Source organism: Streptomyces sp. NPDC051677, assembly GCF_044453465.1.
Taxonomy (GTDB): Bacteria; Actinomycetota; Actinomycetes; order Streptomycetales; family Streptomycetaceae; genus Streptomyces.
This window is the reverse complement of record NZ_JBITCT010000064.1, coordinates 1-22,716: the sequence shown is the minus strand read 5'-3', so window position 1 is coordinate 22,716 and position 22,716 is coordinate 1. Positions and strand designations below refer to the sequence as shown.

The 22,716-nt window shown below is 67.3% G+C and carries 14 protein-coding genes and 3 pseudogenes; 9 read left to right on the top strand and 8 right to left on the bottom strand.

The features are described from left to right. Positions 1-117: 117 nt before the first annotated feature. From ACIBAF_RS43335 to ACIBAF_RS43320, 4 genes are all read right to left on the bottom strand, one after another. Complete coding sequence (locus tag ACIBAF_RS43335; protein ID WP_399471290.1) at positions 118-3,375, bottom strand: tetratricopeptide repeat protein; 3,258 nt, start codon at positions 3,373-3,375, stop codon at positions 118-120. Beyond that, the gene (locus tag ACIBAF_RS43330) at positions 3,372-4,370 is read right to left on the bottom strand and encodes a hypothetical protein (RefSeq protein WP_399471288.1); all 999 of its coding nucleotides are present in this window, start codon (positions 4,368-4,370) and stop codon (positions 3,372-3,374) included. The genes ACIBAF_RS43335 and ACIBAF_RS43330 overlap by 4 nt, the downstream gene beginning before the upstream one ends. 6 nt (positions 4,371-4,376) lie before the next feature. Then, positions 4,377-5,297, bottom strand: coding sequence for an AAA family ATPase (locus tag ACIBAF_RS43325; protein ID WP_399471286.1), 921 nt, complete (start codon positions 5,295-5,297; stop codon positions 4,377-4,379). Positions 5,298-5,391: 94 nt separating this feature from the next. Next, positions 5,392-6,699 carry a toll/interleukin-1 receptor domain-containing protein gene (locus ACIBAF_RS43320; protein WP_399471325.1) on the bottom strand — a complete coding sequence of 436 codons (1,308 nt, stop codon included), beginning with the start codon at positions 6,697-6,699 and terminating at the stop codon, positions 5,392-5,394. Between the two features lie 165 nt (positions 6,700-6,864). On the opposite strand from ACIBAF_RS43320, the gene ACIBAF_RS43315 reads away from it, so the two are divergent. From ACIBAF_RS43315 to ACIBAF_RS43300, 4 genes and pseudogenes are all read left to right on the top strand, one after another. After that, on the top strand, positions 6,865-7,953 hold the full coding sequence (locus ACIBAF_RS43315) for a hypothetical protein (protein WP_399471284.1): 1,089 nt from the start codon (positions 6,865-6,867) through the stop codon (positions 7,951-7,953). Between the two features lie 122 nt (positions 7,954-8,075). Next, positions 8,076-8,705, top strand: a pseudogene (locus ACIBAF_RS43310) (IS701 family transposase); the annotation flags it as partial. A 62-nt stretch (positions 8,706-8,767) separates the two neighbouring features. Continuing rightward, positions 8,768-9,067 carry a transposase gene (locus tag ACIBAF_RS43305; RefSeq protein ID WP_399471282.1) on the top strand — a complete coding sequence of 100 codons (300 nt, stop codon included), beginning with the start codon at positions 8,768-8,770 and terminating at the stop codon, positions 9,065-9,067. Further along, on the top strand, positions 9,064-9,951 hold the full coding sequence (locus ACIBAF_RS43300; RefSeq protein ID WP_399471280.1) for an IS3 family transposase: 888 nt from the start codon (positions 9,064-9,066) through the stop codon (positions 9,949-9,951). The genes ACIBAF_RS43305 and ACIBAF_RS43300 overlap by 4 nt, the downstream gene beginning before the upstream one ends. On the opposite strand, the gene ACIBAF_RS43295 is transcribed toward ACIBAF_RS43300, so the two are convergent. After that, a complete protein-coding gene (locus ACIBAF_RS43295) occupies positions 9,897-10,199 on the bottom strand; it encodes a helix-turn-helix domain-containing protein (protein WP_399471323.1) in 303 nt (100 codons plus the stop codon). The two genes, ACIBAF_RS43300 and ACIBAF_RS43295, sit on opposite strands and share 55 nt — an antisense overlap. A 260-nt stretch (positions 10,200-10,459) precedes the next feature. Here ACIBAF_RS43295 and ACIBAF_RS43290 point away from each other — a divergent pair. Beyond that, positions 10,460-10,615, top strand: a pseudogene (locus ACIBAF_RS43290) (IS5/IS1182 family transposase); the annotation flags it as partial. 3 nt (positions 10,616-10,618) lie between these two features. Here the strand turns inward: ACIBAF_RS43290 and ACIBAF_RS43285 are convergent. After that, a complete protein-coding gene (locus ACIBAF_RS43285; protein WP_399471278.1) occupies positions 10,619-11,191 on the bottom strand; it encodes an SMI1/KNR4 family protein in 573 nt (190 codons plus the stop codon). 209 nt (positions 11,192-11,400) lie between these two features. Next, positions 11,401-13,614 carry a DUF262 domain-containing protein gene (locus ACIBAF_RS43280; protein WP_399471276.1) on the bottom strand — a complete coding sequence of 738 codons (2,214 nt, stop codon included), beginning with the start codon at positions 13,612-13,614 and terminating at the stop codon, positions 11,401-11,403. Positions 13,615-15,982: 2,368 nt separating this feature from the next. On the opposite strand from ACIBAF_RS43280, the gene ACIBAF_RS43275 reads away from it, so the two are divergent. The 3 genes from ACIBAF_RS43275 to ACIBAF_RS43265 all read left to right on the top strand — a co-directional run bounded on the left by ACIBAF_RS43275 (position 15,983) and on the right by ACIBAF_RS43265 (position 17,908). Then, positions 15,983-16,471 carry an RNA polymerase sigma factor gene (locus ACIBAF_RS43275; protein ID WP_399471274.1) on the top strand — a complete coding sequence of 163 codons (489 nt, stop codon included), beginning with the start codon at positions 15,983-15,985 and terminating at the stop codon, positions 16,469-16,471. A gap of 2 nt (positions 16,472-16,473) precedes the next feature. Further along, complete coding sequence (locus tag ACIBAF_RS43270) at positions 16,474-17,673, top strand: sugar transferase (protein ID WP_399471272.1); 1,200 nt, start codon at positions 16,474-16,476, stop codon at positions 17,671-17,673. Between the two features lie 109 nt (positions 17,674-17,782). Next, entirely contained in the window at positions 17,783-17,908 is a 126-nt protein-coding gene (locus ACIBAF_RS43265; RefSeq protein ID WP_399471270.1) for a hypothetical protein, read from the top strand. Positions 17,909-20,213: 2,305 nt separating this feature from the next. Here ACIBAF_RS43265 and ACIBAF_RS43260 read toward each other — a convergent pair. Further along, a pseudogene (locus tag ACIBAF_RS43260) lies at positions 20,214-20,774 on the bottom strand (transposase); the annotation flags it as partial. A gap of 823 nt (positions 20,775-21,597) precedes the next feature. Here ACIBAF_RS43260 and ACIBAF_RS43255 point away from each other — a divergent pair. After that, entirely contained in the window at positions 21,598-22,674 is a 1,077-nt protein-coding gene (locus ACIBAF_RS43255; protein WP_399471268.1) for a helix-turn-helix domain-containing protein, read from the top strand. Positions 22,675-22,716: the final 42 nt, after the last annotated feature.

Here is a 22,716-nt window from a genome sequence, read left to right as displayed (position 1 = left end):
CCTCAACGCCTCAAGCCGAGGTTGAAAAGGCTGAGTGTCAGCTGTCAGGATCCTTATCTGTTCCCAGAGGACCGCTCCCGGCCTCGAGGCCGTGGATGCTCGGGCAATCGGTCCGGGTCAGGTGGACAGGATCTCCTCTACGCGTTGCAGCATCTCGCGGGTGCGTTCCGTCTCGGGATGCCCGGGACCTTGCGATCTGATTTGGTCCTCCAGAAGCGAGGCGAGCTCTTCGGCGGCCTCCGCGATGCGGCCCCGCGTCACTAGGATCAGGCAGCGTGTGTGCCGTAATGCCATGGTTAGGGGCGAGTCCGGAGCCACCGGACTGCTCGAGAGGGCGGTGTCGATCTCACGTTCCGCCTCGTCCGTCCGATCCATCTGGAGCAGGATGCGTGTGAGCGTCTGACGGATGCGCAGGGTCTCGGGGTTGTCATGACCCAGTTGGCGCAGGCTCACCGCAAGGAGGTCGCGCGCCTCGTCCAGTACCTCGCTGACATGGCCCAGCGCCATCGTCGCCCGGACGAGGGAGTGACGTGTGACAAGGGTGTCGGGGTGTTCCGTTCCGTGCACCGCGTACTCGATCTGGACGATTGCCCGCAGCAGGGATTCGGCCTCGGCGAACCGGCCCTGTTCCAGTACGCTCCTGGCCAGGGCGTGGCGAGCGGCCAGGGTGTCCGGGTGGTGGGCGCCGAGGACTTGATCCCGTACGGCCGCGATCCGTGCGAACTCGTCCTCCGCGTCTAGGGCTTGCCCGGCCTCCAGGGCGACGCGGCCCCTCTCAAACTTCAGTTGCAGGATGTCCGGGGAGTCCTCGTCGAAGCCGAAAGTCTCGCACCCGGCGATGATCGGGTTGACCAACGCGGCTGCAGTCGGCAGCACACCAACGGCGATGAGATACCGGGCCGTAAGCCGGGCGAGGACGAGAGCGGACAGCGCGACGTCAAGATCGGGGGCATACATGCCTGTGTGGAGGGCCGCCCGGAGAACCTCGATGGCGTGAGGAGCGACGGTAGCCCATAGGCCCCAGTTCGCTGGCATGTCGGGTGGCAGCTCTTGGGCGATGCCCTCCAGCAGTTGGAGGTTAAGCCGCTGGTAGTCGACCTGCCGACGTCGGACGTCTTCGTCAGCACGCATCAGGCCGTGGATCACGGGGTGCAGGTGCAGGAGCGGGACGGGGTGGGATACTGCCGGATCCGCCGGCTCAGCGCCGGGGCGCTCGGCCCCGACCTCGATAAGGCACAGGTCGGCCAGCCCGCGCAGCGCAGCGTTCCGCTTGGCTCTGGAAAATCGCGACGGTCCGGCGAACAGTGGGGACAGCTCAATGGTGTCACTACTCATCAGCGCGTCGACCGGGATAGGGGTGGGCGCGAGGCAGGCGAACAACTTGAGCAGCGGGGCGGCCTCAGGCAATCCTGAGCGGGTCAGCAGCTCCAGCGACATGCCGCATACCCGCGAGGTTACGTCGAGGCCCATTACGCTGTGAAGTCCTCTGTCGCTCATGCCCGGCGCCTCATCAGTGCGGGACCTGATGGCTTGGGTGTAGGTCTCGAAGTCATGGACCGCCGGACCCGAAAGAGAAGTGTCGGTGACCGAGTTCAGGTAGGCGGCGGCAGTATGCAGGGCCAAGGGCAAGCAACCGAGTGTGACGGCAAGCTCACGCGCCTGGTCCATGGTCCCGGCTCTAGGGGCGCTTTCCAGGAGCATCGCGGCGCCGTCGACCTCATCCAGTGAGTGTACGAGGTGCACCATGCTGTTGGACGGCCAGCGGCTCTGGTTCCTGCTCGTCACGATGACCAGCCCGTGTGGGGTACGCGGCTCGCGCAACCAGCCCGTGCCTTCGGCTGCATCCCTCCCCCTGTAACCGAGTTGGCTGGGCTGGTCCACGTTGTCGAAAACCAGCAGCCAGGGCTCGGGGGCCGCTTCGAGCGCACTCCACACGATGTCATGCGGCGCGTCCCCATTACTGACGGCCTGATCGAACAGGCTGCGCGGCGTGCCCAGCTGGTAGGCGACCTCGCGCATGGCAGTTGTGATCTGGTCTGCCCGGACCCACCACACCGTCCTGCTCTCTCGAAGCCGGTGGGCGGCCTCCAGGGCGATCCGGCTCTTCCCGGAGCCGCCGATGCCAGCGAGGACGTGGACCCGTGAACGCTGGTCTCGTGTGGGCGACAGGATCTCGATGAGGATGTCGCGCGCTACCCCTCCGTGGAGGGGGGTTGCGATCTGGCCGTAAGGCGGGCTTAGAAAGACACCGCTCCGTGTGGGTTCGTACTGGTCGAACTGCTCCGGCTGCTCCGGCGAAGCAGATCCGGCGGAGTCGTGCTCTGTTCCTTCCTCGTGTATGCGAGGCGGGCGGCCGCTGCCAACCAGGGCGTCAGCGGGGTTGTCTGCGGCGACCTCCGCATCGAGGTCGTCCTGCATCGGTACGGCACCGGGCAACCCGTACCGCACGGTCGCTGAGGAGTCCGGCGCGCCAAGCTGGTAGATGACGCCACGGGCGGTCCGTACGTAGACCGGCACGTGGGAGACATCCACCGCAGCGGTGCCGTGTCGGGGAACGCGGAGTTTCTGTGCCCGGCTCCAGTTCACCGGATCGGATGAGACATCGAGGACGCGCGGGTGGGTGTCCGGCACCAGAATGCCCTCCACGGGCCACACGGGGTCTCCCGCGGTGATGTACGCGCCGTCGTGACGCAGAGTCAGAACGATGTCGGTACTGCCCTCGAAGCGCAAAGGCGAGGGGTGTCCTGATGCGGAGGCATCGGGCCCACCGCCCTGCACGAGCACGTCGAACAGGGCCTGCGCTCCGGGCGCGAGCCGCACCCGCTCGGGAAAGCGCTGCCAGGCTCCGGTGAACCAGCGTCGCAGGCCCTCGCGGCGGTCCGGTTCCTCCAGCGCCGCCCGTAGGACTCGCTCCAGCATGCGGTCGATGGCCGTATCGGGGTCATCGCCGCCGTCCGTGGCCAGGCCCGCGTCGGCCAGCACGGCGGCCCAGGTGACCTGCTCCTCCAGTGCGAGAGCGGGTGACAGTCCGCGGTGGGCGCGGCTGATCACTGCGCCGGTCCTCCGTACCGCGCCCTTGCCCGGGTCGGCAGCGAGCTCTGCGCTCAACAGCCCGCGCAGCGGGATGAGCAGGTCGTGGTGCAGCGCCATGTGGTCTGCGCCGCTGCGGCTTGCCCAGTCGCCGAACCAGAGCGTCGCCTCGGCACCCACGTCGAGCGTGGGCCGCAGCTCCAGCCGGGCGGTGCGCATGAGTTCTGGCTCGATGCGCGTAGCCGTGCTGAGGACGACGGCCAGCCTGCGTGCGGGTTGCGGGAGGTCCTCGACGCGGAAGGGTTCAGGCTCCTGTCCGGGCAACCGGCCGTGCCGCGTGTTCATGGCAGCCTCGACCGTGCGACGGCGGCCGTGGTGGTCCGGTCCCAGCAGAGCGCCGGCATAAGGTCGGTGAGCCAGTGTGGCCAGCGATCAAGGGGCGCGGGGACGAGGGCCACCGGAGAACAACCGTTGTGCCGGATAAGGCCGGCGGTATGGCGCCAGTCCTCCTCGTATCGCGGCGGGAGACGGCCTGCCGCGTCGAGGTGCAGTCCGAAGTCGCTGAGGACCAAGACGCGCGTCCCGGTGGCCGGGGGATGGTAGGAACCCCAGGTCCAGGCCGCTCCCGGTCCGGAGCGGTGGAGGGGGCAGTCGGCAAAATAGAGTACGTCGCATCCGTGGCGCCCGCTGATGGCGGCCGCCCTTTCCAAGACCCGCATCGCGTCGCGTAGGAACGGCTCCATGCCTTCGCCGAGGTCCACGAGGACCTGGACGCCGAAGCGGACTGTGCGAACCGGTTGGCGCGGCAGCTCGGTGACGACGGTGGCCGTTCCCATCAGGCCCAGCAGGCGTTCGATGTCGACGGGGCCTTCGGCGACGAGCCGGGACACAAGGAGCCGCAGCGTCGCGGCCTCGGAGTGCGGGGGGAGCAGCCCTTGAAGGGCGGGCCTCTCACCAGTGGCCCGCGAACTCGGTCCGGCCAGCGCCGGTTCGCTCCACACCCGGGGTACAGAGTCCCACGCGGACAACGGCTGGAGCAGGGGTACGGCCAGACCGTCGCGGCGCCTCTGGCGCGGGTCTTCCTGCGCTGGCGGGGTGGGCGACGACGGCGGAGCCGACGGAACCGTCCTCGGACGCGGCCGCGGTTCGGAGGAGCCGGAACGGGATGGCGGACGGACCGGGGCGGCCGTCTCCATGCCCAGCAGGTTCGCGATCCTGGACAGCACCGCCTTGTCCGCCGGATCCACGCTGAGCGCGGCAACGGCCCGGACAACGTCGCCGATCCAGATCTCCCCCCGCGGCCGGTCGGGCTCGCCGGTCGGCGGCTGGTGCGCAGCCATGCGCGGTCAGTCCCTCAGCCGTTGCGGCTTGATGAGGGTGAGGCCGCGGACCGCCTTCCAGCGGCGATCATCTACCCCGATCTTCAGCGCGCGGCACGCCCAGAACGCGTCCAGGTATTCAGCGGTGCTGGGCTCGCGGATCCCTTCCGTGCGGGCCGAGGCGCGCGCTTCGCGCAGCTCCCCTGCCAGTTCCACGGCCAGTGCGCGGTCCTCCTCGGTGACCTCGCCTAGCCGGATACGGAGATGTTCCTCCGCGATCCTGACCAGTTCGTGGGCGCTGTCGGGCGGTGTGAGTTCGGCAACCACGCAGCGCCGGAGGAAGGCCTGCGGCAGTTCCCGTTCCTCGTTGGTCGTGATAACGACCAGGTTGCGCTGGAACGGTTCGCTGCGTTCGGCCGACGAGGTCTCTTCGATCTCCACCCGGCTCCCGGACTCGGCGACCGTGAACCCGTGCGAGGACAGCGGTTCCAGGAGTCCGTTCGGAACGTCCGGGTCGGCTTTGTCGATCTCGTCGATCAGCACCACGGAATGCCGCTCGGAGCGGCCCTCGTTTGCCTTCTGCAGAGGATGCTCGAAGACGGGTGCGGAGTTATCGTTAGCCCGCTTCCACGCATTGGCCTGGATGTGCCGGGAGGCCGACATAGGCGCGAACGCCCACCACAGGGGCCCCGGTTCGACGTAATAGCCAGGATCGGACGACGCCTGGCTGATCTGGGCGTCGGCCAGGCGCCGGACTCCGTCGAACGTCCACTGGAGGTCGCGCGCACGGGTCTGTGAGGTGACGACGAAGGAGTAGTAGCGCCAGTTCCGCTGTCGCGCGACGTAGGGGGCGAGCGAACTCTTGCCCGATCCCGGCTTGCCGCGCAGCAGCAGGGGACGCCCGGCAGCCAGGGCGACCCGCACCGCGAGGTCCAGGTCGTCGGGCATGACGTAGACCAGACCATCGCCTCGGTCGGGTACGTCGAGCTGGGAGCCGGTCGCGTCGGTCATCCTGTCGTCCTCTTAATCTGAATGCTGTCAGTCATCCGGTGGCCCCGGCGACGTCGCCGAGCATCTGGTCGAGGCGGAAGGCCCTGAGTTCCACATCGTGGCTCAGTGTCACGGGGACCGCGCGATCGATGCCGAGTTCGCGGAGGGTCTCTGCGGACGGAGCTCCGTCCGGTATGAGGACGATCACCGTCACCCAGGGGAAGTCTGCGTGGATCCGGTTCACCACCGCCGCTATGTCTCGCAGTTGCCGCCCCGTCGAGTCGATGACCAGGTATTCGCCGGTCTGCCTCTGCCGCACATGGCCGGGGGCCAGGGGCATGTTCGGTGGAACGCCGAACACGGTCTTCAAGGCGGCGTTGCACATGGCCATGAGCGCCTCCTCCGCCGTGCTCTCGTCGGCTCGGATCTGCCGGCTCTCCGGAAGCCCTCTCAGCCGGTAGCTGCCCGGCGCGTTGTAGACGGTACGGCGCACGTGCTGTTCCGCCGTCCACTCGGCGTAGGCGCTGAGCAGGACAAGCGGCCGGTCTTTGGCCGTGCCGTCCACAGGGGGCGACGCGAAGACTTCGGCGTCGGCCGGGTCCACCCAGCCCGGCACGACCTCATCCTTGAGCTGGGTCAGTTGGTTACCGAGGAGCCCAGGGCGGAGGGCCGCCAGTGCCCCCGGTAGCGCGCTGTCCGCTTCGCCGTCCCGTACTTTCTCCCCTTCCCTCAGCAGGACGTGAGCGAGAAAGAGCTCGGCGCCGACCCGTGCGCGCACGTGCAGGATTTCGTCGTCTGTGCAGCACAGGGCCGTTGCTGCGTCGACAACCGTGTCGAAGTCCCGAAGCCGGGCGCTTCTGAGGAATCCGGAGATGCGGCTGGCCCACTGGTGGAACTCGCTGGCGACGCCGACAGGGCCGACAATGGGGGCGAACTCGGCGGTGATCCATTCCGCGAACTGCGTGACGTCCGTGCCCTCGGGCATGGGATTGCTTTCGCGTCTGCCGAATTCCGCCTGGATGTTCAGCAGATGGCCAAAACCTCTGCGGCGGGCCTCCTTCGTATCCTGTGTACCGATGAAGACGGGCAGCACTGTGCGTAGGCTGCGCACGATGTGCCGGCTCATCAGCACTTCTGCCTCGCGCCTCACCCAGTCGGACTCGCGGATCGTCCGCGGCCCGAGGAGCACGATCGCCGCATCGCAGAGGTACATCTCCTCGAAGAGAACCGGATGCCATTCATCCCCGACCCGGAGTTTGTCCACGTCGGTGAACACGTCGTAGCCACGGTCGGTCAGATGGGCGACGATGCACTTGCGTGCCGCCTCGACCTCTCTGTCCATCCCCGACCCGTGGGATATGAAGACCTTCAGTGCCGCTTACCCCCTGGATCCCGCCCGGCGATGCCCCTGTCTCCGGCGGTCAGCTCTCGCCCCGCGTCAATTGTGGTGGCAAACTGCGCGGCCGCGCAGCCCTTTCAGCTGAAAAGCCCTACTTATATGGCAGTTGCCAACTACGCTGCTCCGGTGACGACCCCGCACCGGCGTGAGCGCCCTGTTGTCGCCGTGATCGGCAGCGTCGACCCTGACCGGGAGTTCAACCCCCCGCTCAGAAACGCACACCTGGCCCCGTCGGCGTGCCGGGAACTGGGCCGCGAGCTGGCTCTCGCCGGCTTCGACCTCGCGGTCTTCTCCAGCAAGCCCCAGTACGTCGAGAGTTACGTGGTCGAGGGGTACGCCGACGGGACGGACGAAGCCCAGCCGAGCACCGTATACGTCCACCTCCCCCGTCATCGGGAGGCCGACTTCCGATTGCCTCCGGGTGGCGGCATGCGTATAGAGGTGGTGCGCGACTCCAGCAGCGAGTGGGAGGTGTCCTTCTACCGGACGATCGTGGGCTGCGACGGCGCCGTACTGATCGGAGGCGGGCAGTCCACGCGGGTCGCAGGCGTGGTGGCCATGTCGCAGCGCGTCCCGCTACTGCCGGTGGCCGCCTTCGGCGGCGGAGCCGGCCTGGTCTGGGTGAACCTCGACAAGGTGCGCAACGACGCGCTCGACGAGGACATGGCCGTGCTGGGCGGGGACTGGGCACCGGACTCGGGGCAACGGCTGGCCGCCTGCCTGCAGGCCCAGCGGCACCGCAGGGAGACGTTCCGGGTCGCGGCCGAACAAAAGGCACGGCGCAGCGCCCGCCGGTCCGCCACGGGCCTCGCCGTCGCGGCCCTGCTGACCGTCCTGTCCCTGCTCGGCATCATCGTGTCCGGGGAACCCCGCCCGGCAGACGCACGCGGCCTCGCACTGCTCCTGGGCGCTCCCCTGCTCGCCGCGATGTCCGGCGCGATCATCCGCAACTCCTTCGAACCCACGCCGAGTTGGCCCACGTCCTGCGTTCGCGGCCTGGGCGCGGGCATGGTGGCCGTCCTCACCTACGTCGCCGCTCAGTTACTGGCCGTACCCGCGATGCTGGACGAACTCGACGTACGGAGGCTGCTGTTCTTCGTGATCACAATCGGGTTCACCGCGGGATTCACCTTCGACCTCGTCTTCGAACGTCTGCGAGCCGCCCCGGACCCCTCCGACTCTCGGGCGTCCGGGCCGGCTCAGGACACCAACTAATACTCCAGTTGCACTTCTCCATTTGTCCTGGTCACAGGCCCTTTTGGGAGTCTAGCGAACTGATGCTCCGTCAGGGAGGTGGTGGTTCGTGACTCACTCGATCGGGGTGCGTTGAACCAGGCATGGGGACGGACAGCGATGTCGAAGTACATCTGTGGGATGCCGAGTTGGAGTCGCTACTGCAGCGAGTGAGCGGGCGCTTCGGCCGCGTTGAGCCGCGGCGGCGGATGCGGGACTACGTGCGCGGCCTGCTGGGCCCGGTGGGCAGGAAGAACAGCTGGCAGATAGCCGAGTACGCAGGCCACGGCACGCCGTATGGGCTCCAGCGGTTGCTGTCATGGTGCCAGTGGGATCCGGACCAGATCCGCGACGACCTGCAGGACTACGTGGCCGAGCGGCTCGGGCAGCCAAACGGCGTGCTGATCGTCGACGACACCGGCTTCCTGAAGAAGGGCACCGTCTCCGCCGGGGTGCAGCGGCAATATTCCGGCACTGCGGGCCGTACGGAGAACTGCCAGATCGGAGTGTTCGCTGCCTACGCTTCTACCAGGGGCCGGGCGCTGGTGGACCGCGAGCTCTACCTGCCCAAGTCCTGGACTGAGGATCCCGATCGGTGCCGCGCGGCCCGGATCCCCGAGGAGAAGTCCTTCGCTACCAAGCCGGACCTGGCACGCGTCATGGTTCAGCGGGCGCTGGACTCTGCTCTGCCGATTGCCTGGGTGACCGCGGATGCGGCCTACGGGCAGGTGAAGCTTCCCCTTGATCGTGGACACCTGGAGACTGGGACCTGAGGTTCCAGAGGAAGTAGCACCAGGTGGGAAACAAGTACACGAAGCGGTACACCGAAGAGTTCAAGCGGGACGCGATCGCGCTCGTCGACTCCTCGGGCAAAACGGTCACGGCGGTCGCCCGGGAACTCGGCATCAGCTCCGAGTCCCTGCGCAGCTGGTACCGCCGGGCCAAGGCAGACCAGAGCAAGGGGCAGCCGGGCGAGCTGACCAGCGCTGAGCGTGAGGAACTGCGGCGGTTGCGCAAGGAGAACCGCGAACAGCAGCAGACCATCGAGATCCTGAAAAAAGCGACCGCCTTCTTCGCGAAGGAAAGCGACCGGTGAACGCGTTGTACCGGTTGATCCATGCGGAGAAGGCGAACTGTCCGATCGTTCTGCTGTGCCGTGTACTGCACGTGGCCCGCTCCTCCTACTACGCCTGGCGCGAGAGCGAGGCCGCCCGCCGGGCCCGCCAAGCGGCCGACGACGCACTCGCGCACGAGATCACCGTGCTGCACATCGCCTCCCGCCACACCTACGGTGTCCCGCGAATCCATGCCGAACTGCGGCGCCGGGGGCGACAGGTGAACCGCAAGCGCATCGCCCGCCTGATGCGCGAGCGCGACATCCGCGGCGTCACCCGCCGCAGGAGACGCTCGCTGACCAGGCCGGACACGAAGGCGAAGCCGGCCCCGGACCTGATCGGCCGCGACTTCCATGCCGAGCGCCCCGGCATCAAGCTGGTCGGCGACATCACCTGCCTGCCCACCGCCGAGGGCTGGCTCTACCTCGCCTGCTGGCTCGACCTGGCCACGCGCGAGGTCGTCGGCTACGCCATGGCCGACCACCATCGCGCCGAACTCGTCACCGACGCCCTCGACATGGCTCACGGCCGGGCGCATTTGGAGCCCGGTTGTGTCATACACAGCGATCGCGGCAGCGAGTACACATCCGTCCAATTCCGCGACCAGATACGAACGTTGGGGCTGCGCCAGAGCTGCGGACGCACCGGATCATGCTTCGACAATGCCGCCGCGGAGAGCTTCTGGGCTCTGCTCAAGGAGGAGATCGGAACCCGGACCTGGCCCGACCGGGCCACCGCCCGCGCCGAGGTCTTCACCTTCATCGAGACCTTCTATAACCGCCGCCGTCTGCGCAAACACAGGACCTTCGGCTATCTCACCCCGGTCGAGACCAGGCAGCGACACCAACACACTCTCGCGGCATAACCAACGAGTGTCCAAGAGCACGGGGAAACTTCAGTTCGGGGCCCGCCCCGGCGTTTGTCCTCCAGCCCCGCAACACCCCACTCGGCATAACGGGACTTACAGCGGTCCACCGTCAACGGTGCCACACCGGCGAGCTCGGCGATGTCCTTGCGCCGTCGTCCCTCCGCCGACCACAACACGATCCGCGCGCGAAGCGCCACGACAGCCGGCACATCCCGCGAACCCGCCAACTCCCGTAACTCAGCCATCTGTTCAGAGGAGAGATCCATACTGGACTCAACGATCACGGACGCCTCAAGTTCCACAAACAGAATCACGAAATACTAGCTGGTCCAGCTTCCCAGGCTCCGGTTCTCTGGCGTGTCCCGTGTCATCGAACCTTGAGCGTTGCCACTGAAGTTTGATCACGCCCTCCATGCGAGGCACTGCGTGCCCCTATATGCGTCCGTCGTGTCGGCTTGTGAACCCTGTGTCCGACGACGCCTCACATACTGCCGCGTAGTGGTGGGCCGGCAACCGGCACGACTCCCGAAGGCGGGAGGAATCCGGCGCCAAAGCCGCCATCGTCAAAACTACGACGATTGCCCATGATGGTTATCAGGACACCGGTCTGGTCATTCCACTCCGTCGCCGCAAGGGCGAAGAGCTGGTCCGTTGCTGGAAAGGGTCACTTTCCCCGTGCGCCGCGACGTTCCCCGGAATTGACGTACGAAGGATTCCTGTCGCCCCACAACATCGTCTCCTCCATCGTCTCGACGCCCGGTTGCGCAGTCAGTACGCGGACCAGGAACTCCACCATCCCGAAGTCGTACTGGGTCCAGACGTCATCGCCGTGGCTGAAGACCAGTACGGGCCACTTGCCCGGTTCGCCGCGGGTAAGCCAGCAGAAGAGGTCGGCACTGCACGCGGCTCCCCAGGTCACCAATTCCTCAGGTTCGGCGTCGATTCCAGAGGGCTCCGTGTCCGCCCAGGTGTCGCGGGCGTCCGCCGTGATGAAACCCATGCCGCCGCGCGGCGCGCCGGGCTCGTCGCAGGTTGCCGGTGTGACGATGGAAGGGGGGATGACCTCGAGATAGTCCCCGAAGAGTACATCGCCGTAGTGGGCAATGAGGTTCTTGTAGTCGGAGGGAAACTCAAGCCCCCAGGCTTCCTCGACCGCTGCCCAGTCCACGACCAGGCCGCTGCCCGGCCGTTGAGGCAACAGCTCCGTCAATACCTCAAAGCTATTTCGCGCTGCCATGACTGCTGTTCTCCTACCTGTACCTACCGCTCTCGCTCCGCGCGCTCGCCGCCTCCTTGCTGCGCTCGGCGTCGAAGCCCTGCGGAGTAGCAGCTCCCCGCGCCTCCGCCAGGAACTCTGCGCGCTGAGGGTCGAGTCTGCTCGGTCTCAGCAGGCAACCGAGAGCGATGCGGGTGCCGTGCGTTGTGTCACTCCGCCGAACGGCGGGGTTAGAGGGTCCCAGATGCCACTGCGCGATCGCGCAGGGTGCGCAGACTGATGCGGACTCCTGCTGCGTCTTCGATGTGCCATTCGTTCATGCCCTGGCAGGTCTTGGTGCCGCGGGCGACGGCGCCGGCTTCGTCCACCCGGCCGTAGGGGGTGCCGCCGGTCGCGGTGAGGATGATGCCGCCGTCTTCGTCGATGGTCGCCCAGTGATCGGTGGAGCGGTAGGTGAGCACGATCCGTGTGCCGGCGGTGATGATCCGGGCCGCCACCATACGGGCGACATCGGTGCGGCGCCGCCCGGCAACCGACCGACGCTGCGCGGCAGCCTGCCGGGGCAGCGCCGGCGGCTGGGTGCCGCCTTCTGTCTCGCTGGTCGCGGGCACGGGCAGGCCGAGGCGCTCAGGGTCCCAGATACGTTCGAACAGGCACAGATACAGCTCCTGGCGGGTCTGTACGACCGAGGTCATCGTCTCCCGGGGGCCGAACGGCCTGAGGACCCTGTCGAGCTTGTGGGTCTTGATGAACTCGCGCAACAGGGGGTTCCGTTGGTCGTAGCCGGGGGCGATGATGCCCAGCAGGACGTTGCTGCGGGCGTAGTAGGCGGCCTTGTCGTTCAAAGGCAGGTCGTTGATGCTGGAGTTCTCGCGCCCCATGAGCAGTCCGAGGCCGCCCAGTTGGTTGCGGCGACTGCGGAAGACGACGGGGTCGGGTATCTCCTTGTGCACGCGGTGGTGGTGGTTGGCCCACAAATGCTCGATGTGGAATCGGTCGCGGTCGAGATAGGCGAGCACGTCGTGGGGGCGCTGGCAGGCCTCTTCGACGTAGGCGGTGGCCCGGGCCAGCAGATAGCGGATCTGATGGGCATTGTTGCCGCGCAGCCCGAGCGTGATCGCGTCGCGTATCGAGCTTGCGTCCTGGGTGACGAGGTCGCCGAGCGCGGCGGCGACGTCGGCCACGGTACGGCACCTGCGCAGGAGGGGAACGAGGGTGTCGTAAGCCAGGGCGTCGGCGTCGGCCGACTGCACGGGCAGGTCTTGCAGGACCCGAAGGGCGTACCAGCGGTCCATGTAGTCGGCAATGAGGCGGCCTTTGTCCTTGGCGTCCGAGGGCCGGTCGTCGGGGTCGATGGCGGCGAGGATGGCGACGGCCTGGCAGCCCAATCCGTTGCGTTCGTTGAAGAGCACTGCCTCCAGACGGTCGCCGCCTGCCTTGAGCGCGCGGCCGGCGGCGAGGAAGGGCCGGAACAGCCTGGCCGACCTCAGCAAGTCCTGCACGAAGTGCAGGAATCTGTCGGGCCGTTCGGGCAACAGTCCCAGGTGGGCGGCGTTCTGGCGGACCCATACGTTGAGATTGCTGTCGATCTGCCGACGGTCCTCGTCCTGGCCCTCGCGTGCGCAGCGGGCCAGCAGGAAGGCCTTGATGAAGCGGGATGCGGCCGTGGAGTCCTCCCGGTCCGTGGCCAGTTCCCGCAGCATCTCCTGCCATTGGGTGTTCAGCTGGTCTTCGTTCGCTCCGACGTGGGAGAGCAGGTGACTCTTGAGGAGGTCGACGGCCGTCAGGCGGGCGCCGCGGTCGTTCATCGTCTCGAACATGCGGTAGCCGTGGTCGGAGCTGGCGGCGCGGATCCCGACCAGGACCACCCGGTCCAGCAGCCACTCGGTGAAGCGGGTCAGGTTTTCTGTATCGAGTTCTTCTGCGAGCTGGGATTCGATCTGCTGGCTGCGGGCCCACAGATTGCGGCGGGAGAGCGAATCCCCCATGCCGGTTTCGTACGCGCGGGCCTCGGCGACCGCGCGTAGGACGGGTTCGTGATCGGTGATGCCGAGCGAGAAGTGCTCGCCGTCCGTCGTGATCACCCGGTTGAGCCGGTCGACGGCCCGGGTGTCTGCGCGCTCCTGTGCCGCCAGCCGCAGCTGCAGGAAGAGCAAATGAAGCGTGACGAACCGCTGCTGCCCGTCGACGAGGTAGCGCCGGTTCTTGAAGGGTTCGTAGTAGACGAACGGCCCCAGGAAGTACTGCGGCGCGGTGTGCGGCCGGCGCAGGTAGGACGGGTTGGCGGACCAGTTCCGGAACGATCCGCACAGGTCCCGCAGCAGTGTGCGGACTTCTTCCTCGCCCCAGGTGTAGTCGCGCTGGTAGTAGTCGATCTCGTAGGTCACGTCACGGAACAGCTCCTTCAGGCTGAAGCCCTGGGACCTGATCTCGTCCGAACCCATGACACCACTCCCCCGCCTGCCCGGCTGTCTGCTTATGGTCCCAACTCCCCCACCTTTCCTGTAGTCCTGGATCGCATCTGGCCGTCACGCCGTGTGGGGGTGGGTTGTTGGCGTCGCTTCGATAGGGCGGAAGGCGGTGGGTCCGACGACAGCTTGCGGCACTGGGTGCCAGGTCCGCCCGACCTCATTCCACTTCATTCGCAGCTGCAAGGGTCAGGGGTCCGCCGGATGCGCGGGCGGCCTCGGGATGGGGTACGGGCAGGGTCGCCCGCCTGCAGGCGGGGCGCCGGCCACGCCGGTGGTGTCGGTGAGGATCGCCGCGGCCTTCTCGCGGCCGGTGAGGTGGCGTCGGTGTCGCCGATGATGGTGAAGCGGATGCGGACCTCGGCCACGGCCTTGTCCGTCTTGGTCTCGGCGTTGATGCCGATCTTCTGGGTGAACATGTCGCCCGCCCTTCGCGGTGAGCTTCGCCGCGCTCGCGTCCTGGAGTTGGTCGACGGTGCCGCCGGGGGGGCGGGAACGTGCTCGGAGTGGACGGCGCGCCCGGTGTGCTGGGCGTGCTCGGCGTCGACGGGTTCGAGGAGTTCCCGCCGGGCTTGTGCGTGCCCGGCGTCTCCTTCGGCCTCGCGGGCGAACGGGCCGGGCTGGCCCCGGGGTTGTCGACGCCGGAGGGGATGCTGCGGGTGCCGTTCGGGATCGCGTGCGTGCCCTCGCGGCGGGACCAGCCAGGACAGGACCGTCTTCAGGCGGTCCTGGGCGTTGTTGTAGCTGAGGATCGCGCGGTTGAGGTCAGCCTCGTTCGACAGATCCCAGCCGTCGCGGGAGAAGGGAGCGGCCGACGAGCGCGGCGTCGTAGACGTCGTTGGGATCCCTGGTGCCGCTCGTCGCGCCCCGGCGCACCGGTGGTATGGCTGCGCTTCAACTCGTCGCCGACCCGGGGAACATGACCTTCCGTAACCAATAGAACTTTCAGTAACCGTCCCCGCCCGGACAGTTACGCCCTCGCCGCGGTCCGGGCGGGTCCCGACTCGACACAAAACACATGACCGAACGTCAGAACATACCGGCTGGTTTCGACTTGACCTGCGGGTTTCGCCGGGGGCTGTCCGGAGTCAACGCTCCCCCCATGTGGCGTGCGCCACGTATCGCCCTGCGTAGTCGTTCGTCCGCCCCTGCGCCGGATATCGTCGTCTCACCTTTCCCATGGCCCCTGCCGTTCCCTAGGGGCAACAGGGCCCCGAACCCAAGGGAAAGGCGGTTCCGATGAGCCGTTGGTCTTTGACGAGGATTCGGAACCTGCGCAGGTGGGCGCGACGGACGCTTCGGTCGGTCGGGCGCAGCTGGGCCAGGGTCACCGCGGGGATCCGAGAGATCCGGCGGACCGTCACATGGCGTGCGGCCGCCAGGTTCTGGAGGATCTTGGTGTGGATCGCCGAGTTCTACTCGGTCGTCCACTTCACCGTGGCGATGCTGGGCAACTGGCCCGTCTAACGGCGACGGCCTCGACCCAAGAGAGTCGAGGCCACCTGCGGGGTTCGCCAGGGTCTCACCCACGGTCTGTGGTAGGTCGGTGGGTGAGGCCCTTCTTTTGTTTGCTCCCGCAACCCGGAACGTCACGCGGTTCACAAAGTGTGACGCATGTCACGCACCCCGGGTTTGCACGTCCCATCATGCCTTTTACTCGGGCCGATTTCTACACGGCTTGCTGATTGACCTGGGGTTTGACCTGAATGTCTGCTCCAGGCCCTCTGAAGAGGCAAGCCTCACCAGGACTTTCCCCACAGACGCACCAGCGGTGTGTGTTACGCCACAACCAGACGTCAGCCGTCGCCTGAACCGCCGTTCTACCCGCGCAGATCCGTCCCCGGCGGGCCTCGCTCGGCCGCGTTTGTCGGACCCCCCTGGTATAAGGCGCCCGTGTACCCGGCTGGGATCGCGACCCGTTATCTGCACCCGGCCGGCCAGGCGGAGTTGTCGAATGCACCCAGGGCAGTGCACCGGTGCGCTATGCCTGGCCCTGTGCCACATTGACGCCCTGTCACGCGGTGCCGCCAACCCCCGGGCGGCACCGCGTGCCTGGAGCTGGATGTGCCGGCGCGCCCGCTCCCGCCGAGCCGAAAGAGGTCTTCGTGACGGCTTCCGCCGGCGACCCACCGTTATCAACGCGGCACGCCGCGGCAGGAGAAGAAAAAGCCGCACCGGGCATTGCACGTCCCGGCCGCCTCGCTCCCCTCACGGTCATGAGCAACGCGGCCAGGGCGACCCGATGGTAAGGCGCGCCGGTGAACCAGCATCATCCAGACAGGACCAGGGACGAGAGGGGTTTGACGAGTTCGCCAACTTCGTACAGTCAGAGCACAAGCGACTCGTGCGGTTCGTCGCCACTCTCGGAGCCACCTGGGAGGAAGCGGAAGACGCCGTATCCGAGGTGCTGATCGATCTCCTGCCCCGCTGGCATGAGATCCGCAGTCCGCGCGCTTACTGCCGTCTGGCCGCGGAGCGCGCCTACGTCAACAGTGAGGTCCGGCTGCGCAAGGCTCCCGACGCCGCAGTGCGCGGGTTCTGGGCACCCGCCCCACAGGGCGCAGCGGATGCATACGAGGGGCTCGAACACGATGACGCGCTGCGGCATCTGCGCCTATTGGACCAAGAGCAGCGCCGGGTGATGGCGTTTTTGTATGACGGCTATTCGCCCGATGAGATCGCCAAGTTGCTGGACAAGAAGGCTGCCACGGTCCGTTCAAACATCCGGCATGCGCGCAAACGGCTAAAGAAGGCCATCGCCGACGAACAGGCACTCGAACTGAGCGAGGCCGGCGCTCAGTTGGAGACGAAGCATGACTTGGGGGGTAAGTGATAGTGGAGGATTTCAGCAACTGGGACGTCAGGAGGATCCCCCGGCAGAGCTACCGGGTCATTCTCTCGGAGGAGAACGATCCGGTGGGCGAGGCTCTCATCTCCGGATACATGGCCGAGGTGGATGAGGCCGCCGACCGGATCATCACGCCGAAGAAGACGGACGAGCTGCTGCTGAAAATCAAGGTCAGCGCGTTCACCAAAGCCGCCGTGGAAAGCCACGAGTCCGGGGACGACACGCTGACCAATCTGGTGATCCAGCGTGATCTGCTGGATCCTGCCGCCGGCACCTGCCCGCCACCGCGCCGCAAGTCGGCACGGCTGAGTCTGCAATGGGCGCTGGCAGCGCAGATGACGGCGACGGTTCTGGCGCTGCGGCAGCTTCTTGCCGGCGCCGGCATCAGGGGCGGGACATCGGACGCGGTGACCATCGCGGCCATGGTCGCCTCCTTCGTCCTGACCGCGGTGATGGTGCTGCGGCGGACCGGGAAACGCCGTGCCATCACCGGGCTGGCGTGTGAGCCCGTGCCGCTGTCCCTCAGCCGCAGAATGGTGGACGTGGCCGTGGCCGTGGCCGCACTGCTGGTGACCGCGCCGCTGATGGCGGTCACAGCTCCGACGATCCTGGTGCGAGGCGGTCGTCCAGTGATCGAACGCAACATCCGAGTCGGGCAGGGCGGTTACCCGATCCGCCTGCTGAAGTATCACAGCACACAGTCATCATCGCGGACCAGCAGGTGCCTCAGGGTCTTCGAGCACTTTCCCCGTCTGTGGAACCTGTTGCGCGGTGATCTCACGCTGGTCGGCCCCAAGCCGGAACCACCCGAGGTGGCGGTGCGCTATCCGCATGACTGCCGCTGGGTCTTCCAGCACCGGCCGGGGCTCATCGGGGCTGTGTACGAAGACGCCCGGGACCTGGAGACGGATACCGACCGCTATCTGGCGGAGGTGGTTCCGGCCCAGGTGAAGGTCTTGTGCGAGAGCGTGCTGTTCAACAAGCGGCTTGCTCTGCGCCTGCTGGGCAACGCGGCCTTCGCCATGCTCGTCTTCCGGCCGGGCACCGGTCCCCAGCTGGGTATCCCGTCCCGGACAGAGGCTAATCCCGCGTTAAAGGCCGAACGGCAAGGCGACGGACCGCCGCAGGTGACCACCGAGCGGATCCGTCTGGAACGCTGGTCCCTGCACGAGACCGCGACGGCCTGAGGCCAGACGTAAGGAAGGGGGGTGATGCCTGTTCGGGCATCACCCCCCTTGTCACCTCCCCGCTACGACGAACACCACGGCTAGCAGGATCAGGGTCAGCACACCGGCTGTGCACATCACGAGGTACGACCCGCTGGTCACGTATGACCCCAGCCCGGTCACGGCAGCGGAGTTGAACGCTGCGACCTTCTCCGACGTACTCATCTTCGCCGGTGAGCCGGAGGGAACCTCCTGATCTTCGCTTTCCCTCTGCAAGGCGGCCCCTTCTGACAGTTCGGGAGTAGATCGAACGCGGGCTCACAGCCGCCCGGCGCGGCCCGCGTCATGTAGGGCATCTCGCCATCCCCGGCGTGCAACACGCTCCGTCAACCCCAGGCCAACCGATCAACATGGTGAAGATTGCGATCAACTGCGCTACGACGGGGCCAGAAGAGATCACGACGTGCCTGCCCGCACGGTGTGTGCCGGTCGGCGCTGAGGCTGGCGTGTGAGGCCCAACCGCCCTGTCGGTCAGAGAGGTCGCCCTGTGGTCTGCTTCCCGGCTGTTCCACCCCGTCCCCTGCTTCTCCACGTGCTGCACGCCCCTTCCGCAGGCACGTAACCGCAAGGGCTCGTCTGCTGGTTGTCCGGCCTGGAAGACGCTCTGCGAATGCGGATGCCGGAGCTGACCCGAGCCGCAGGGTGTCTGCTCCGTCGCGCTGTCGGCCCGTGCTCGGCCTGCTGACGGTTGGCCTACGCCGACCGTGGTACCTGCGGCGTGTCTGTCCCGCTTGAGTCGATGCCGAATCGGTTCAACTGTGCAGGCTGCAGTCTCGTCAGCGGCGGCGCAGTTCTGCGGCCCAGGTGCGCAGTTGGTCTTCGAGGGCGAGGTTGTCGCCGCGGGTCACGGTCTGGAGCAGCTGGGCGCACACGGTCGCTTCGGCGGCGAGGCCGGCGGGGCTGCCCGGGATGGGGAAGGCTTCGCGGACGCGGGCGACGGTGCCCGGCTGGAGCAGCGTGTAAGCGTAGAGGGTCGCTGCGTCGAAACCCTCTGGCGCGCGGCCCCAGCCCTCCCAGTCCAGAATCCGCAGGGGCTCGGTGAGATTGGCCCAGTGCACGTCGCCGTGGGCGGTGGTCCAGCAGGTAACCGCGGGTGCCGGGATACCTACGAACTTGGGGATGGCCCGGTCCATGTACTGCTGTCGTACGGCGATGCGGTCGGTGTCGGCGGCCGCGACCTTCTGCAGCGTCCCGGAGAGCTCCTGCCACCAGGAGTCCGGCAGCTGGAGATCGCGCTGGAGGATCGGGTCGTCGGACAGGACGGGCTGGTCGACGCAGGCCGACAGTTCCGCCCGGTAGGCAGTGCCGTCGTCGACGGCGTCGTGCACGCCCAGGAGCGCGGGCCGGTGCCCGTCGAGGTCCCCGAAGACGTGCTGGGCGTCGAGGGCGCCGTCCCACAGCTTCCCCGCGGCCTTGTCCTCCGGGGAGGACACGAGCCGCAGCCACGCCGGTTGCCCGGTGGCGGTGCGGGCCGGGGCACCCAGGGTGCGCCCGGCCCAACCCCAGAACTCCCCGCCCGGCTCGACTCGTGAGTCCAGGGCCTTCGCGGCGAGGGCGTGGTGGGCGCGCATGCGCTGTTCGGTGTCCGGGTCAGGGGGAGGCGAGTACACCAGTGATCTCCCGCAACTCGGCGGCGGACAGGGAGGTTGAGCGACGGCGTCGGCCGCCTCCCTCCAGTGTGGCGCACCGGAGGCGGCCAGAAGGACGTCCGTCACTCCTGGGCAGGACGCGATCGCCAGGACGCACGCCTGTGCGGGGGTCAGGCCCGGCCGGATGAGGTCGGCGAGCTCCTGGTCGACCACGGCGGGCAGTTCCCCGCCATGCAGCGGTGCGGAGACCATCACCCGCAGGCCCGCGCCGACGGCGGCCGGGAGCGGCCCCCGGCCGTCCAGGGCCTGCACGATCGGCGTCATCATCACCAGGCTGACCGGCAGCTGGACGGCGGCCAGGTGGCGCTGTCCGCCGGCGGCTTCGGCGGCCAAGGCGAGCAGCTCCCCCACCGTGAACGCCTCCTCCTCCAGGCCCGCCCACGTGGCGACGCCGTACCCCGCCACGTGCCCGGCCGCCACGGCTTCCTCGTCGTCCCAGTGAACGCCGAAGCCCTCGGTGCTGGTCCACGAGGCGTAGAGGTTCGTCTGGACGCGGGTGTGCAGTTCGCGCTCGATCGCTTCGCAGAGGCGGGCGAGGGGCGAATGGAGTTCGTCGACGCTGTCCAGGGCGAGGGAGGCGTCCTCCTTCAGGCGGGCGTGCAGTTCGGCCGGGTGCAGGCGGTGCCACACGGTGTGCCGGCGGGTGGCGACCGGTGTGGTGTAGCCGCCGACCAGCAGCGTCTCGCTGTCGCGGGACAGCCTCATCCGGGGCGGTTCCAGGCGGTGGCCGGCCAGGATCTGGTTGAGGTCGTCGAAAGTCATCAGTCCAGCGACATCGAGGGCGCCGGGTACATGACGGTGTTCGCGGTGCAGTGCCTGGGCGAGGAAGTCCTCGCCCAGGCACGCCGCGATGGACACATACGTCATCGCGTCAATGATGCGGCCACCCTCGCGGACCTTGTGGGTGAGCGCGTCGACCCAGACGAACGCATACGGCCCGGCGTCCAGGGGCCGGTTGCGGAACGCGGCGACCTGCTCGTCCAGGTGCTTCGCCATCGCACTGACCTGTGGCTTCGACAGCTGGGTGACACCGAGGGGCTCGGCGAGCTTCTCGACCCGGCGCGTACTCACGCCGAGCAGGTAGGCGGTGGCGACCACGCTGATGAGGGCCTGCTCGGCCCGTCGGCGCCGTTCAAGCAGCCAGTGCGGAAAGTAACTGCCCTGACGCAGCTTGGGGACGGCGAGCTCGACGGTACCTGCCCGGGTGTCCCACTCGCGTGGGCGGTAGCCATTGCGGTGGTTGACGCGTTCGTCGCTGACCTGGCCGTATTCGGCGTTGCAGAGGGCGTCGGCCTCCGCGGACATGAGCGCGTCGGCGAACGTCTTGACCATCGCACGCAGCAGATCCGGACTCGCCGCGGCGAGGTTGTCTTCCGCGAGCGCATGCAGGGGCACACTGTCAGGCGCGGTCATCGTGCTGATCTCTTTCGAGGCTTCGACACTTCGAAGATCAGCCGGTGGCCGTTCATCTATGCGGGCACCATCCCGATGCCGGAGCAAACCCCCGGATCAGGTCGAACCCGTACACCACTTCCCTGGACGCAACCGTCGCAGATGGGCCGCCAGGAGCGGACGTCTCCTTGGGAAACAAACGCAGCGGGACGCGCTCGGCGTGAAGGGTCGTGTTGCAGGCGGCTCTGTGGAGTACGCGGGCCTGTCCGATGAGCGTGCTTTCGGACGAACCGTCGACGTGTTGTGACCGCTACCGGGATCACTATTGTCGTTCACGGCAAAAGAGCCGGCCCATTTTGTTCGGCCGACTCTTCCGCGAGTCATCCGCGCGCCAACGCATCCGACTCAACTTCCCTGTTCAGCTGCGGTTGGAGCCATAGAGACAGGGCGTCGTCGCGGTGAGCGGCGACGGTGATTGATGTTGCCAGCTTCGGCCGTTACCTCGCAAGCAACACTGAGACAAAGTGAAATTAACGAGCACCGTGAGAAGCCGATCTCCACTCACCTCTCCATGGCATGGCTGGTCAGCGGTTCATTCAATTCGTCTCATGCCGTACGGAGTCGGCACATCCGAACGAGACAGAGCCGAATTACCTCGTGAGGGAGTGGGGCGACGGCATTCGAGGTGGCAGGATGCTGTGCACTCCTTCCGGCAGCGCCAACTGCCGCCCGGAGTCTTCAGGTTGGAGCCATAACAGTTTCGTCAGCACGGCGGAACAGTAAAGAGCGGAGCGCTGCCAGTGGAAAGTCGTCGCCCTTCTCGTCCAGAGCGAGGTGTGAAGCGGTGGGCCGTCCTGAAGGTTCGATCCCGAACACCCTGAGTCCGGCAGCGGGCAAACTCGCCGCCGCCTTACGAAACGGGCGCAGGCGGCAGGGCCTCTCCTATGCCGAGCTTGCGCAACGCACCAGGGACTACAGTGCGGCGACCTTGCAGCGGGCAGCATCGGGGGCCACCGTTCCCAAGCTCGATGTGGCCCGGGCGTTCGCGCACGCGTGCAGGCTGGACATCGGCGAGATCGACCGGATGTGGTTCGATGCCTACCTCGAGCGCACGGGGCATGAGGACTCTGCGTCGGGTGCTCCGCAACCTCACCTCATCAGAAACTTCCCCGAACTGTGCGCCGCGCTTGCGGAGCTAAGGCTGTCGTGCGGAGCACCGCCGTACCGGGTGATGCAACGCAGGGCGAGTGCGGCCGGCATGGAGTTGTCCCGCAGCTCAGCCCACCGCATCGCCGAACGCCGGCAGAAGCCTGGTTCGTTGACGGCTGTGAGGGCTTTCCTCGTGGGGTGCGGACTGGCCGAGCGCAGTCATGCGGTGTGGCTTGAGGCATGGCTGCGCGCGCAGCAGCATGCCGACAACACGCACTGGGCGACCGTGCATGAAGTGAAAGAGCTGAAGACCATGGTTGCGGACGGCGAGAAGGGTGAGGTAGCCCAGGGGACCGCCCGGAGATTGCTGCGCAAGGCCGGTTTCGCCGCCCAGGAGCGCTATCGCACCTTCGAATCGGCCTGGACCGTGGAGTGCCTGCAGTGTGCCGCGATTATGCGGGTGCGGTTATCTGACGTCGTCATGGGCCGCGCCGCCTGCCTGGACTGCCCCACCGTCGGAGATCGGGTCCGGGAGGCGTGGGACGATCTTTTGGCGAACCGCTCCGGCGCCCTCACTGACGAGGAAGTGCGCGCCTTGAGTGCGTGCACGGTTCTGGAAGCGCGTCTGCAGCGCAATCAGCTGGATGTGCCGGTGTTGGTGGCCGATTCTGACGGCGAGAGCATCCTGCACACCCCCACATGGCATCCGGCTCTCAAAGTGAGGTTCCCCCGTCATGCGGGATGTGCTGATCAGCTGGTCAGCAGGGGTTGATGGGTGTTCAGATTCGTTGGTTCGGCCGTCGCCTGTTCGGCG

Coding starts and splice junctions, on each gene's coding strand:
- ACIBAF_RS43335 (WP_399471290.1), bottom strand. CDS start 3,375: ATGAACACGCGGCACGGCCGGTTGCCCGGACAGGAGCCTGAACCCTTC.
- ACIBAF_RS43330 (WP_399471288.1), bottom strand. CDS start 4,370: ATGGCTGCGCACCAGCCGCCGACCGGCGAGCCCGACCGGCCGCGGGGG.
- ACIBAF_RS43325 (WP_399471286.1), bottom strand. CDS start 5,297: ATGCCCGACGACCTGGACCTCGCGGTGCGGGTCGCCCTGGCTGCCGGG.
- ACIBAF_RS43295 (WP_399471323.1), bottom strand. CDS start 10,199: ATGGCTGAGTTACGGGAGTTGGCGGGTTCGCGGGATGTGCCGGCTGTC.
- ACIBAF_RS43285 (WP_399471278.1), bottom strand. CDS start 11,191: ATGGCAGCGCGAAATAGCTTTGAGGTATTGACGGAGCTGTTGCCTCAA.
- ACIBAF_RS43280 (WP_399471276.1), bottom strand. CDS start 13,614: ATGGGTTCGGACGAGATCAGGTCCCAGGGCTTCAGCCTGAAGGAGCTG.